Genomic DNA, 14412 nt, shown 5'->3' on the forward strand with positions numbered 1-14412 from the left:
GCAATTTTGGCGAGGAATTTATTATAGGAAACCCCCGCCGAGGCGGTGAGCCGAGTTTCCTGCAAAATCTCACGTTTAATGGCCTGGGCAATCATGGTGGCCGAACCATTAAAAGCCTCGGTGTAGGTGACATCTAAATAAGCTTCATCAAGAGATAACGGCTCAACTTCAGTGGCATAACGCCAGAAAATATCACGGATTTGATTGGAGACTTCACGGTAGGCTTCAAAACGCGGCGGCACAAATAGGGCATGTGAGCATAAACGATAGGCGCGCGAGCAGGGCATGGCCGAATGAATGCCGTACTTTCTGGCTTCATAACTGCAGGCTGCGACCACGCCCCGGCTGTTAGGCTGGCCGCCGACGATCAGTGGTTTACCCTTATATTCTGGATGATCACGTTGTTCAACAGAAGCAAAAAAAGCATCCATATCGACGTGAATTATTTTGCGTTGTTTAGCCATGAGGTATCAAGGATATCAGAAATATGTTCTCTTAATTTTCTCATTATCGTTGACTGCATGATGAACAGCAATATTTTCTAGTCGTCTGTATCGCTATGAACAAAAGTGGAACCAGATATACTTCAATGTTACTTTAGCTGATTCAACGCGATCTGAGACCGATTTTGATAGCACGACTACGTTCATGGCAGGAGAGTTTACAAGCATTTATGCACCCGCGGGTGTTGACGATGCTTGTCTTTGGCATCATGGCGGGCCTGCCGTTATTACTGATTTTTTCCACCTTGAGTCTATGGCTTGGCGAAGTCGGCATCGCTAAAAGTGAAATCACTTATTTCAGTTGGGCGGCGCTGGGGTACTCATTCAAATTCGTTTGGGCACCATTAGTCGATGTCATGCCTTTACCCTTATTAACCCGTTGGCTAGGACGTCGGCGTGCCTGGTTATTATTGGCGCAGTGCATGGTGATGGGCTCCATTATTTTTATGGCGATGGTCGATCCTGCCCAGCATTCTTTAGTATGGATGGGCGCTGCTGCAGTGTGTTTAGGCTTTTCCTCGGCTACTCAGGATATTGTCACCGATGCTTACCGTATAGAGTCTGCTAATGCTGAACTGCAGGCGATGATGTCAGCCAGTTACATCGCCGGATATCGCATTGGCATGTTGCTGGCTGGAGGCGGAGCTTTATTTCTGGCCAGTTATTTTGGTACCAGTATGGAGCATTATAATTTTGAGGCCTGGCAATTAACCTACTGGGCGATGGCCAGTTTATTTTTAGTTGGCATTTTGACCACCTTAATCATCGATGAGCCCAAGCAACTACAAGCATCAGCTTTGATCAATCGTCGCCATCATGTGCGATTTTTTATTACCTTTTTGCTGGCAGTGAGCGCCTTTATTTGTAGCTTTGCTCTGACAGCAGACTTAACCGCGCTGGCGAAACAAAAACTGAGTTTATTGTTGAGTAATGCGCAGCTGGTGTCTGTTTTTATCGAGTTAATCAGATTGGTATTTGCCGGGGTTGCCGCAGCGCTGGTTGCGCTGTTGATGACACAAATAAAATTTATCGATAAACAAAGTGTGACTCACAGCTACATCGCGCCTATTCAGGATTTCTTTACACGCTATGGCTGGTCTTTGGCTTGGTTATTATTAGCCTTGGTGGGGCTGTACCGAATTTCAGATATTGTGCTTGGCGTAGTGGCTAATCCGCTTTATCAAAGTCTTGGTTTTACCAAAAATGAAATTGCCACCGTGGTGAAAACCTTTGGTGTGTTTATGACCATTTTCGGCGCCTTTTATGGCGGGGTACTGGTGTTACGTTATGGTGTGATGCCGATATTGATGTTGGGGGCGGTGTTATCTGCGATTACTAATTTGTTGTTTATGCTGTTAGTGCAAAGCGGTCATGATATTACGATGCTGTATGTGGTGATTACCGCCGATAATTTATCTGGTGGCCTGGCTAATGCCGCCTTTATTGCCTTTTTGTCGAGTTTAACCAATATCTCTTTTACTGCTGTGCAGTATGCCATTTTCAGCTCATTGATGACCTTAATCCCCAAAGTGCTGGGCGGTTACTCTGGTTCTATGGTCGAGTCTATTGGGTTTGAAAATTTCTTTTTGATGACGGCACTGATGGGGCTACCTGTGTTATTACTGATTGCACTGGCCCGTAAACGATTTAATCTCACCCATCCTCAATAAATTTTTCAAATAATTCCCAAGGATAGTGACATATTGCTTGGGTGGCTAATTCATTCAGGCCAAGGACACCGATGACTGGTCATGGAAAAGTGCAATCACCAGCTATCTGTGCCCCTGCTTCTGAAGTGGTTTATGTAACATTATTTGTCATTATCGGGTAAAAGTTAGCCCACCAATTTATAACAAGGTTGATACACCCCTTCTCCCTGGCCTAGTTTCATTCGTTGCTGTTTGACAAAAATATGGAGCAGATTATCAATGGCTTGCATGATGTCAGGATCACCCTTCAACAGATAAGGCCCATGCTTCGCCACTTCTTTAATACCAAAACTTTTCACATTGCCGGCGACAATGCCTGAAAATGCTGAGCGGATCTGGCTGGCAAGCAAATGTTTGGGCAATGATGGATCTAAATCCAACGCGGCCATATTTTCATGAGTAGGAATAAATGGCTGCTGCAGCATAGGGTCGATATGTAACTGCCAGTTGTAGTAATAGGCTTCTTCAGTTTCTCTGCGATTTTCATGGACTTCGGTCATCGCCTGTTTGACTTTATAGCCAACGGTTTCTGGCTCACCAATCACGATTTCATATAAGTCACTAATCTCTTCACCCAGACACTGTTTGAGGAAGGCGTCCAGCGTGTTGAAGTAGTCCCGACAGGATTCTGGCCCAGCAAAAATTAATGGAATGCCATATTTATTTTCCGGATGCAGCAGGATACTGAGTAAATAGAAGATTTCTTCCACAGTACCGACGCCACCTGGAAATACCACGATAACGTGACCCAGACGCACGAAGGCTTCCAGGCGTTTTTCGATGTCGGGCATGATAACCAGTTCATTGACGATAGCATTGGGCGATTCTGAAGCAATGATGCCAGGTTCGCTAATGCCGATATAACGACCATGGGTGATTTGCTGTTTAGCATGACCCACTGCAGCCCCTTTCATAGGGCCTTTCATCGCACCAATACCGCAGCCGGTGATGATATCCAGTCCTCTCAAACCAAACTCATATCCGACATGTTTGGCATAGTCATATTCTTCACGTGGAATAGAATGACCACCCCAGCACACTACCAGATTTGGTGAGACATTCGGCCTGACCATATTGGCATTACGCAGAATGCGGAACACTTTGTCGGTGATTTTGGCTGAGTTATTGGTTTCTTCAGCGAGAATTTTAAAGTCAGTGTAGACAATATCGCGCAATACCGAAGATAAATGCTCCTGAATACCACGAATCAGGATGCCGTCAACAAAAGACTGTGCCGGTGCATTAAAGATTTCCAGCATCACACCACGCGGTTGTGATTTCAGGCGGATATCAAAGTCCGCATAGAGCTGCTGAATTTCTTCAGCATCATCTTCATGGCTGTCAGTATTCAGAATGGCCAGAGCACATTCACGAAACAGTTGATGCAGCTCAGCGCTGGGTGAGCTGAGTTTGATGATTTCTTCCTGTGATAACAGGTTAAGACTACGAATTGGACGAACAGTGGTATAAGGGATTTTTTTCATTCACACGCCTTCTTTGGTGGTTACTAATTGATGCTCCCACTCTTGTTAATAACAATCAATGGTTTTCAGATAATTTTTGCTCAGCAGCACTACAAATGCATAGAAGCTAACCTGATGGAGGGCTCTTCCAGACTGGCCGTGACTGTAAACCCTAAGCTCTCTACCAGCCGCTGCATGGGTTGATTACTGGTCAGGATTTCGCCTTCCATCAGGCTGAAACCTTGCTGGCGAGCACTGGAAATTAACGCATTCATCAGTCGTGTGCCAATACCTTTATGCTGCCACTCATCGGCGACCACCAAAGCAAATTCACAGCTACTGCCATCCGGGTTCATGCTGTAACGGGCGACACCGACTTCAATTTCTTCCTCTTCTTCCATAGTCACTGCCATTAAAGCCAGTTCGCGACTGTAATCAAGCTGAGTAAAGCGTATCAACATATCCTGCGATAATTCGTTGAGTTCCTGCATAAAACGGAAATAGCGTGATTCGGTAGAAAGCTTCCGGAAAAAGACTTGTTCTATCAGCGCATCTTCAGGTCGTATTGGCCGGATAATAATATCCGTGCCATCGGCTAACTGCTCCTGTTTGGTCAGATGGGTTGGATAAGGGTGAATGGCCATATGATCATAACGATTAATCGTTTTGACATGATGTGCCACCACAATTCTGACATCTAATGCCAACACACCTCGCTCGTCGACAACCAGCGGATTGATATCCAGCGATTCAATTTCTGGTAATTCACAGACCATTTCAGACACACGTAATAACACTTGTATTAAGGCATCACGATTTACCGCAGGCATATCACGGAATTCACCGAGCATTGCTGCGATTTTGGTTTGATTAATCAGCTTATCTGCCAGGAAGGTGTTTAACGGTGGCAGGGCGATAGCGGTATCCTGCAACACTTCCACTTTTACACCACCCGCACCAAACACAATGGTGGTGCCAAACACCGGATCACGATTGGCGCCGACCAGACATTCTCTGCCAAAGGGATCGGTATACATTGGTTCGATACTGACGCTGAACGATTTTATATCCGGCACTTTTTTACGCACAGCTTCCAACAGTTCTTTGTAAACCAACCTGACGGCGGCCGCATTATTGATATTTAAGCGTACGCCGCCAACATCTGTTTTATGCTGGATATGGCGATCATTGATTTTCATCGCTACCGGATAACCAAAACTTTCTGCGGCGACCAAAGCTTCATTGGCACTATGACATTGAATGCTTAAGCTCACCGGGATATCAAAGGCATGTAACAGGGCTCGGGATTCAGCCGTTGTCAGCGCTTGTCTATTTTCAGCCAAGACACTTTCAATAATCAGTCGGGCGCCTTCAATATCGGGTTCACTATGTGATGATAAAGGGCCGGGAACCTGCATCAGCAGCTGCTGATTTTCATAAAAACGTGCCAGACAGGCGAAGGCTTCAACTGACGATTCCGGATCAGAGAAACACGGCACATGATGACGGGCAAATAAACGATCTGCACTGGCGATAAGTTGTTGTCCCATCCAGCAAGCCAGAACTGGTTTAGAACTGGTCTGCTGTGCATCAATGACAGCCTGCGCACAGGCATCAGGATCAGTCATGGCTTGGGGCGATAACATGACTAAGACGCCATCAATGCCTTCATCTTGCAAACAGGCATTGACCGCTGCTTTATAACGTTCCGGTGCGGCATCACCCAGCACATCGATAGGATTACTACGTGACCAGTGGGCTGGTAATACCTTATCCAGACTGGCAATGGTGTCATCTGACAGACTGGCTAATTCAATACCTAAATCAATGGCCCGATCAGTGGCCATTACGCCAAGACCACCACCGTTAGTAACAATCGCTAAACGTCTGCCATGAACTCGGCATTGTGTGGCTAATAATTCAGCCGCCGCAAAAAGCTGCTGAATGGTATCGGCTCTGACCACACCTGCTCGCTGAATTGCGGCATTAAAGACGTCATCTCCCCCCATCATCGCACCTGTATGCGTTAAAGCGGCTTGTGATCCAGCTTGATGACGACCCGCCTTGATCACGACCACAGGTTTCATACGAGAAGCGATACGTAAACCGCTCATAAAACGGCGTGCATCACGTATGCCTTCGACATACAGCAGAATGCTTTGGGTCTTGTGGTCCTGAGCCAGGAAATCGAGCAGATCGCCAAAGTCGATATCGGCGGCATTGCCCAGAGAGATAATGGCGGAAAAGCCCACTTCATTGGCTGCGGCCCAGTCCAAAATGGCTGTACATAACGCACCAGATTGTGAAATTAAGGCTAATTGCCCCGGCGCAGCGGTGTTTTTGCTGAACGTGGCATTCATGCCAATACTAGGCCGGATAAGACCCAGACAATTCGGGCCTAGAATATGAATATTGTATTGCTTTGCGGCTTTCACCACCGCATGTTCCAGTTTCAGTCCTTGCCCCTGTCCTTCACTAAAACCGGCTGAAATAATAATGGCCGCTTTCACACCTGCGTGACCACATTGATGAATAATGGCTTCTATGGTGGTGGCCGGTGTGGCGATAACAGCCAAATCGATAGATTCATTAATCGCTTCCAGATTCGGGTAGCAAATATGATCATTGATACGATCATATTTTGGATTTACTGCAAAGACTGGTCCGGAAAAATCGGTATCCACCAAATTATCAAATACGCGTCTGCCCACCGCATCCGTCGTCTGACTGGCACCAAATACCGCGATTGAACGGGGTGAAAACAGGCGGTCTAAAAAATGTGTGGTCATATCACTGGTCCATTTTCCTGATACGATTAGCTTACAAAAACTTTATTACGGTTGTTTAAGGTGTCGTTATGACTATCGCGTTTATTTCTCATGCTGACTGTGCCCTGCACGAAACGACATCATATCACCCGGACACGGCAGAAAGACTTGCTGCCATTCACGATCGTCTTATCGCCAGCGGCCTGGAAATGGTTATGCATTTTTATGACGCGCCGATGGTCACCTTACAGCAATTATGTCGTGTTCATGATGCTGATTATGTCAGTGATATCTTTCAGAAGTTGCAAGAGAATGAACGTGTTTGGCTGGATGCCGATACATTGATGGTGTCAGCGTCATTAACGGCGGCACAGCGTGGAGCCGGGGCTGTAGTAAAAGCGGTTGATTTAGTGATGAGCCAAGACGCGAATACGGCCTTTTGTTGTGTCAGACCGCCCGGTCATCACGCAGAACATAACAAAGCGATGGGCTTTTGTATATTCAATAACGTCGCTGTAGGTGTCGCTCATGCGATAGCTGAATATGGATTGCAGCGAGTGGCCATTATCGACTTTGATGCACACCATGGTAATGGCACAGAAGATATTTTCAGAGGCAATCAGCAGATACTGTTATGCAGTAGTTTTCAGCATCCTTTTTATCCCGATACTGGTGAACCGGGTAAACACGACAATATGATCAATATTGGTCTGCCTGCTGGCACCAGTGGTGAGCAATTTCGCCAACTTATTGAAGAACAATGGCTACCAGAGCTGGAAGCATTTCAACCAGAAATGATTTTTATCTCAGCTGGATTCGATGGGCATCGGGAAGACGATATGTCGGATCTGGACTTAGTGGAAGATGATTTTGCCTGGGTGACAAGTGAAGTGAAAAAAATAGCGGATAAATTTGCCCAGGGCCGGATAGTTTCAACGCTTGAAGGCGGTTATGTCATGTCAGCATTAGGCCGCAGTGTGGCCAGTCATATTGATGCTTTGTTATGAGTGCTATCTGACTTTAAGATAATAAAAAAGCCCTGTAAAACAGGGCTTTTTTGTGATCTTTCAGAGACTCCTAGAACGGAATATCATCATCGTAATAATCATCGCCGCCACCACCATAATCAGGGCCTGCAGATGATGAGGCAGGTTGTGGTGCATTGTAACCGCCAGATTGTTGTTGTGGACGTTGGTCAAACGAGGTATCACCACCACTGTAATTACTGCCACCGCCCTGGTTGGCACCACCGCCGGCACCACGACTGTCCAGCATGGTCATTTCATTACCCACGATTTCCGTCGTGTATTGGTCTTGTCCCTGCTGATTTTGCCATTTACGTGTTTGAATCCGACCTTCGATATAAACCTGTGAGCCTTTGTGCAGATATTGCTGAGCAATTTCCCCCAGTTTGTTGCGTAAGACGACACGGTGCCATTCGGTGCGTTCCTGACGTTCACCGGTTTGTCTGTCTTTCCAGCTTTCTGATGTGGCAATTCGTAAATTACAAATTGAACCACCGTTTGGAAAGGCGCGGCTTTCAGGCTCTGCGCCGAGTCGTCCGACCAGAATGACCTTATTTACTGACATGGCTTGTTCCTTGGTTTAATGGGGACCGTCAAATCTGTGCTGATGTTGCTGCTGAACATCAGTCAAATGACTGTCTCAGTGTTAAAAAAATAGTTAAAAGCGTTTCTACCATCAACCACACTATTGCAGGCAGAAAAAGGATTGCTAATGAGCAGGGATAATATCATCTCAGTCACACATTCCCAATATCAAAATAGAAGGTCCAGTGTGATGCGTTGTCTTAGGTGGGGTGTTTGGAAGAGATAAGGATAATCTGCTTTAGCGCTTGAGTACTTCTTCAACTTCAGCTTGACACTGTAGCAATGCTGAAGTCACTTCTGTCATGTTTTTGTTGAAACGAATTACGGGTAATGCGACTGCAATGGCATAACGCTCTGCTAGCGAGGATTGAATGCTGACACCTACAGCGCAAACCCCTTCAGCATGTTCTTCAATATCAACTGCCCAGCCATTTTTACGAATCAAATCCAGGTCACGAAAGAGCGTGTCATAGGATACGTGGCTGGACTCTGTGCGCTGTATCCATTTGTCACCAATGACGGTTTTGACTTCTTCATTACTGAGCGTTGCCAGTATCGCTTTGCCATGAGCCGATGTGTAAACAGGGAAGGCTGTCCCCACCGGGGACATGACGCGAAGTTCCTGATCACTGGCTATTTGATCGATGGATAAGGAGTATTGCCCCCGAAACACGCAGACATCTACGGTTTCTCTTGTTCGTCTGGCCAATGTATCGATGTGGGGTTTGGCGACGCTGATAAAGTCAGTGTGCGCAGTATGCGTCATCTGTAATAAGGCCGCACCAAGTTGTATACCCTGACGAGTGTGAATCACCAAAGACGCTTGTTCTAAAGACGACACCAAACGATGAACAGTAGATCGTGGTAACTCAACGCGTTTGGCTAATGCTGTGATGCTGATTCCTTGTGGATAGTGTTGTAATGCTTTGAGTATCGTGGCGGCACGCGAAATAACCTGACTATGATTGTGTTTGCTTTGATCGACCATCATTTTATCCATTTATTGACACAGGGAGTCTAACATATGACTATCACCGATATATGAAATAAGGTGACCGTATAGTGGATAAAAACTCAAGACAAGCAAACCGGTTAACCGGCATCACATTACTCGCAGTATCCTCGCTTACCATCATGGTGGGATGTATTCTGCTGCCAGGCTTACCGTTGATTGCTACTCAGCTCGGAAATTTCTTCTGATCCTGGCTGGTTGATTACCATGCCATCGCTAGGGGTGATCCTGTTTGGCCCAGCTGCAGGAAAATTGATGCAAAAAGTCGGGGCTTACAACGCGCTTTGTGTCGGTTTGGCTCTCTATGGGCTAATCGGTATGGCAGGTTTTTTGTTCAAAGATTCCATATTCATTCATGTTGACCGCCTATTACTCGGCGCTGCCACTGCGGTGGTTATGGCATCTGGTACGGCATTAATTGCCCACTTTTATCAAGGGCAAGAAAGGTTACAGATGATCGCAAAACAAGGCATGTCGATAGAGGTAGGTGGTGTCATCTTTCTTGCTGTAGCCGGACTGTTAACCGCACAGGCATGGTTCTGGCCATTTTATCTTTACGCTATTGCCTGGCTCATCTTAGTCATGGTGGTGTTGTATGTGCCAGCGATGACAGGTCTTGAGAAAACACAAACAGATACTGCCGAAGTAAGAGTGAGCCGAGAGCAACGTTGGGTGTTAGCACTGGCTTTGATATCCATGCTGATCTTTTTCATCACCACCATTACCCTGCCTGTACAACTGCATCAATCGGGTGTCAGTGAGACTACAGCAGGATTTTATCTGGCGTTTATTTCATTTATGGCCGTGATAGGCGCTTTTTTTATGCCAAAGGTAGTTGAACGTTTGCAGGAAAAGTCGACGCTGATTGCTGCTTATAGTCTATACGGTATTGCCCAGATATTGTTTGCCTTCACCAATTCTTGGTTCACTCTTATTCTAGCGGCCGTTGCCATGGGGATGGGATTTGGATTATCAATACCGTTGGTAAATCACATCACTATTGAATTGAGTGATTCCAGCATTAGGAATACACAATTAGCCTATTTATCCATGGCGATATTTTCAGGTCAGTTTCTCTCATCAGTCTTGGCAGAAATGATTGACGACCACTTGGCGTTGTATCTTTGTACAACTTTTCTAGCATTTATCACCGCCATCACATTAATAGCAATGAGAGGACTGCGGTTTCGAGCCTGATTTCTGCACTCCTTAATGCCGTGAAGCAAAGGCTTCCAGTTCTTCCATATTAATTTCATCGGGCGAATATTTGACGTAAGCCACTTGCTCTTCCGGCACCATGACAGCTTCTTTTACACCATATATGGCTGTCAATTGTTGAATGAAGTCAGTGGAATTATTCATGGTCGCCTCACTCAGATGAATGATCTTACTGCTGTAATGTTTCGGTGCCTGCATAGGGAAAACCAGTAATAACCAAATGACGACCAGTACGACACTGGCGACAAAAATCCCTTCCAGACCGAAGATGCCATAAAGTGTACCGCCCATAGCGCCACCAATAAATGCACCTACAAATTGGGCACTGGAGTAAACCCCCATTGCTGTCCCTTTATTTTCCAGCGGACTGAGCTTTGACATCATCGATGGCAGGCTGGCCTCGAGAATATTAAACGCAGAAAAAAACAACCAAAGACAGATTAGGATCGCGGTTAATGAGTGAGCAAAAAATGCCCAACCCAGCTCAGCCAGGCCTATCACGGCAATGGCACCGATGAAAACGGATTTCATTTTGCGTTTTTTCTCGGCGATGATGATAAATGGCACCATTGTGAAAAAAGCTAAAAGCAGCACTGGCATATAAGCCATAGCATGCTGGCTTTTATCCAGTCCAGCCACATCCTGTAAGGCATGAGGTAAAGCGAAAAAGCTGGTGGTAAGCAGTAAATGCAGCAACATAATACTCAGCACTAAACGCATGATCTGTTTGTTGCCAAACACTTTCCCAAATTGCTTGGGGACAGGCCCAAGATCGGTATGCATCATCAAACGTTTAGGGGATGGTACCCATAAGTGCAAAATACCGATACCAGCAATGGCGAGCAGTGCTGTCGCCCAGAAAATACCTGATAAACCAACCCAATGTTCGAGAATAGGGCCGGTTGCCAGCGCGACAGAGAATGATAGACCGATACTAATACCGATACTGGCCATCGCTTTAGTACGTTGCTCATCGCGTGTAAGGTCTGCTGTTAAAGCCATAATTGCGGCGGCGATGGCTCCGCTACCCTGCAATAGGCGTCCGACAATAACCATCTCAATAGAGTGTGCCATTGCTGCAATCACACTACCGGCCGCAAATAAAAGTAAGCCAATGGTGATAACGCGCTTACGACCAATCTTGTCGGATAACATACCAAATGGAATTTGCAGTAACGCCTGAGTCAGTCCGTATGCGCCAATCGCAATACCTATGAGCATGGGTGTACTGCCCGTGTATTGATGCGCCGATATCGAAAAAACCGGCAAGATCATGAATAAGCCCAGCATTCTCAAGGCAAATATCAACGAAAGCCCTGAAATGCTCCGCTTTTCCAGCGAGGTCAATGAGTTTGTTGTAGTTTGTTTTTGCGTCATGGTAGTCGGACAGAGTATATTGATCCGTTTGATTTTACTACGGAATCCTGATGAAAAATATAAGCGTTCCCGGGATGAAAAATATAAGCATTCGTGGGGCTCGTACCCATAATCTTAAAAATATTGACCTGGACTTGCCTAGAGATGCTCTGATTGTTATCACTGGCTTGTCTGGTTCGGGAAAATCCTCGCTTGCCTTCGACACATTATACGCAGAAGGACAGCGTCGATATGTAGAATCCTTGTCAGCCTATGCCCGTCAGTTCTTGTCGATGATGGAAAAGCCGGATGTGGATCATATTGAAGGCCTGTCCCCAGCAATATCGATCGAGCAAAAATCCACGTCGCATAATCCGCGCTCAACGGTGGGCACCATTACCGAGATTTATGACTATTTGAGATTGTTATTTGCTCGTGCTGGTGAGCCGCGTTGTCCGACACATCATCAGCCACTGGCGGCGCAAACGGTCAGTCAGATGGTCGATGCGGTGCTGGAGATGCCTGAAGGTAAACGTTTGATGTTGATTGCGCCGGTGATTCAGGACCGCAAAGGCGAGCATCGTGATGTGCTGGAAGAGCTGCGTATTAAAGGCTTCGTTCGTGCGCGAGTGAATGGTCAGGTAATTGAGCTTGATGATCCGCCCGAATTAGAATTGCGCAAAAAACACACTATTGAAGCCGTAGTAGATCGTTTTAAAGTGCGCGCGGATATTCAGCAACGTTTGGCAGAATCATTTGAGACTGCACTGGCTATGGCTGATGGCGTCGCCAAAGTGGTATCAATGGATGATGAATCTGATGAGACTTTGTTCTCAGCACGCTTTGCTTGTCCAGAATGTGGTTATTCGATTTCCGAATTAGAGCCGCGCATGTTTTCGTTTAATAATCCTGCCGGCGCCTGTCCGACCTGCGATGGTTTGGGTGTGAAGCAGTTTATTGATCCTGTGCGTGTGGTGACTCATCCCGAATTAAGTCTGGCGGCGGGAGCGATTCGTGGCTGGGACCGTCGTAATGCTTATTACTACCAACTGATGTTATCGCTGGCGGAACATTATAAATTTGATCTGGAGACACCCTTTCAGGAATTGTCCGATGATGTGCGTGAAGTCATCCTGTATGGTAGCGGCAAAACACAGATCGCCTTCAACTACATGGGGGACCGTGGTAAGTCAGTGAGTCGGAAACATCCGTTTGAAGGCGTGATTCCGAATATGCAGCGTCGTTATCACGAAACAGAATCAAACAGTGTTCGTGAAGATTTGGCTAAGTTCCATTCCATCCGGGCTTGTCCGGAATGTCATGGGGCGAGATTGACGTTGGCTTCGCGTAATGTATTTGTCAATGAAATTACATTACCTGAAGTCACGGCGATGCCGATTGGCGAAGTGAGTACTTTCTTTGAAACACTCACCTTACCGGGTAAACGCGGTGAAATTGCAGAAAAAATTGTTACTGAAATTTCGGCGCGATTGAGTTTTCTGGTCAATGTTGGTCTTGATTATCTGAATCTGGCTCGTAGTGCGGAAACTTTATCTGGTGGTGAAGCTCAGCGTATTCGTTTAGCCAGCCAGATTGGTGCGGGTCTGGTTGGGGTCATGTACATTCTTGATGAGCCTTCAATTGGTCTGCATCAGCGAGATAATGATCGTCTGCTGGAAACCTTAACTCGACTACGAGACCTGGGTAATACAGTCATCGTGGTTGAGCATGATGAAGATGCGATTCGCATGGCGGATTTTGTGCTTGATATTGGGCCAGGTGCAGGTGTGCATGGTGGTCAAATTGTGGCTCAGGGTACACCTGAAGAAATCATGAAAAGTGAAGAGTCACTGACCGGGCAGTATCTGTCAGGACGCAGAAAAATTGAGGTGCCTGCCAAACGTCAACAGCCTCATGCGGGTCGTGTGATTGGTTTAAGAGGGGCTTGCGGCAATAATCTGAAAAATGTGGATATCGATGTACCGATTGGTCTGATGACCTGTGTTACCGGTGTGTCTGGCTCGGGTAAATCAACGCTGATCAATGAAACTTTATTAAAGCTGACTGCCAAAAACTTAAACGGTAACTCCGAAGAACCCGCACCGCATTCTGAAATTATTGGCTTAGAGCAGCTTGATAAAGTGGTGGCGATTAACCAAAGTCCGATTGGTCGTACGCCACGTTCAAACCCGGCCACTTATACCGGATTGTTTACCCCGATTCGTGAGTTATTCGCTGGCACACCAGAGGCACGCTCACGTGGTTATGGTCCTGGTCGCTTTAGTTTTAATGTCAAAGGTGGCCGTTGTGAGGCGTGTCAGGGCGATGGTCTGATTAAAGTGGAGATGCACTTCCTGCCTGATATTTATGTGCCATGTGATGTGTGTAAAGGTGAGCGCTATAACCGCGAAACATTGGATATCCGTTATAAAGGTAAAACTATCACCGAGGTGCTGGATATGACCATCGAAGAAGCCAACGTCTTTTTCGAAAATATTCCGGTCGTAGCCAAAAAGTTACAGACATTGATTGATGTCGGATTGACGTATATCAAACTGGGACAAAATGCGACCACCTTGTCTGGTGGTGAGGCGCAGCGTGTCAAATTAGCCAAAGAGTTATCCAAACGCGATACCGGTAAAACCCTGTACGTATTGGATGAACCAACCACCGGCTTACACTTTTTCGATATTGAACAGCTACTGAAAGTACTGCACAGTCTACGTGACCGCGGTAATACTATTGTGGTGATTGAGCATAATCTGGATGTTAT

The 14412-nt window shown here is 46.3% G+C and carries 10 protein-coding genes; 4 read left to right on the top strand and 6 right to left on the bottom strand.

Annotated features, from left to right (window positions below):
* The coding region (gene dinB / locus B2248_RS02170) for a DNA polymerase IV (protein WP_286722002.1) at positions 1-464 on the bottom strand (464 nt) is incomplete at its 3' end.
* 164 nt (positions 465-628) lie between these two features.
* On the opposite strand from dinB, the gene B2248_RS02175 reads away from it, so the two are divergent.
* Positions 629-2173, top strand: coding sequence for an AmpG family muropeptide MFS transporter (locus B2248_RS02175; protein ID WP_273183052.1), 1545 nt, complete (start codon positions 629-631; stop codon positions 2171-2173).
* A 164-nt stretch (positions 2174-2337) separates the two neighbouring features.
* On the opposite strand, the gene ppnN is transcribed toward B2248_RS02175, so the two are convergent.
* Together ppnN and B2248_RS02185 are read right to left on the bottom strand one after the other, a co-directional pair.
* Positions 2338-3696 (bottom strand): nucleotide 5'-monophosphate nucleosidase PpnN, encoded by a 1359-nt coding sequence (gene ppnN, locus B2248_RS02180; RefSeq protein WP_273183053.1) that lies wholly within the window; start codon positions 3694-3696, stop codon positions 2338-2340.
* 89 nt (positions 3697-3785) lie between these two features.
* A complete protein-coding gene (locus B2248_RS02185; RefSeq protein WP_273183055.1) occupies positions 3786-6464 on the bottom strand; it encodes a bifunctional acetate--CoA ligase family protein/GNAT family N-acetyltransferase in 2679 nt (892 codons plus the stop codon).
* A gap of 68 nt (positions 6465-6532) precedes the next feature.
* On the opposite strand from B2248_RS02185, the gene B2248_RS02190 reads away from it, so the two are divergent.
* A complete protein-coding gene (locus tag B2248_RS02190) occupies positions 6533-7450 on the top strand; it encodes a histone deacetylase family protein (protein ID WP_273183056.1) in 918 nt (305 codons plus the stop codon).
* Positions 7451-7520: 70 nt separating this feature from the next.
* On the opposite strand, the gene B2248_RS02195 is transcribed toward B2248_RS02190, so the two are convergent.
* Positions 7521-8033, bottom strand: a complete 513-nt coding sequence (locus B2248_RS02195; RefSeq protein ID WP_007144466.1) for a single-stranded DNA-binding protein — start codon at positions 8031-8033, stop codon at positions 7521-7523.
* A gap of 258 nt (positions 8034-8291) precedes the next feature.
* Positions 8292-9041 carry an IclR family transcriptional regulator gene (locus B2248_RS02200; protein ID WP_007144467.1) on the bottom strand — a complete coding sequence of 250 codons (750 nt, stop codon included), beginning with the start codon at positions 9039-9041 and terminating at the stop codon, positions 8292-8294.
* Positions 9042-9263: 222 nt separating this feature from the next.
* Between B2248_RS02200 and B2248_RS02205 the strand changes: the two genes are divergently transcribed.
* Positions 9264-10262 (top strand): MFS transporter, encoded by a 999-nt coding sequence (locus tag B2248_RS02205; protein WP_273183088.1) that lies wholly within the window; start codon positions 9264-9266, stop codon positions 10260-10262.
* Positions 10263-10274: 12 nt separating this feature from the next.
* Here B2248_RS02205 and B2248_RS02210 read toward each other — a convergent pair whose 3' ends face one another.
* Complete coding sequence (locus tag B2248_RS02210) at positions 10275-11660, bottom strand: MFS transporter (RefSeq protein WP_273183059.1); 1386 nt, start codon at positions 11658-11660, stop codon at positions 10275-10277.
* A gap of 74 nt (positions 11661-11734) precedes the next feature.
* Here B2248_RS02210 and uvrA point away from each other — a divergent pair.
* Positions 11735-14412 (top strand): excinuclease ABC subunit UvrA (uvrA, locus tag B2248_RS02215; RefSeq protein ID WP_286722091.1); only part of this gene is annotated, 2678 nt, incomplete at its 3' end.

Source organism: Methylophaga sp. UBA2012 (assembly GCF_002335235.1).
Classification (GTDB): Bacteria; Pseudomonadota; Gammaproteobacteria; order Nitrosococcales; family Methylophagaceae; genus Methylophaga; species Methylophaga thalassica.

What these genes read in the sequence shown, in the direction of transcription:
- B2248_RS02200 (WP_007144467.1), bottom strand. Translation starts at nt 9,041, where the DNA reads ATGGTCGATCAAAGCAAACACAATCATAGTCAGGTTATTTCGCGTGCC.
- B2248_RS02195 (WP_007144466.1), bottom strand. Translation starts at nt 8,033, where the DNA reads ATGTCAGTAAATAAGGTCATTCTGGTCGGACGACTCGGCGCAGAGCCT.
- ppnN (WP_273183053.1), bottom strand. Translation starts at nt 3,696, where the DNA reads ATGAAAAAAATCCCTTATACCACTGTTCGTCCAATTCGTAGTCTTAAC.
- B2248_RS02185 (WP_273183055.1), bottom strand. Translation starts at nt 6,464, where the DNA reads ATGACCACACATTTTTTAGACCGCCTGTTTTCACCCCGTTCAATCGCG.
- B2248_RS02210 (WP_273183059.1), bottom strand. Translation starts at nt 11,660, where the DNA reads ATGACGCAAAAACAAACTACAACAAACTCATTGACCTCGCTGGAAAAG.
- B2248_RS02190 (WP_273183056.1), top strand. Translation starts at nt 6,533, where the DNA reads ATGACTATCGCGTTTATTTCTCATGCTGACTGTGCCCTGCACGAAACG.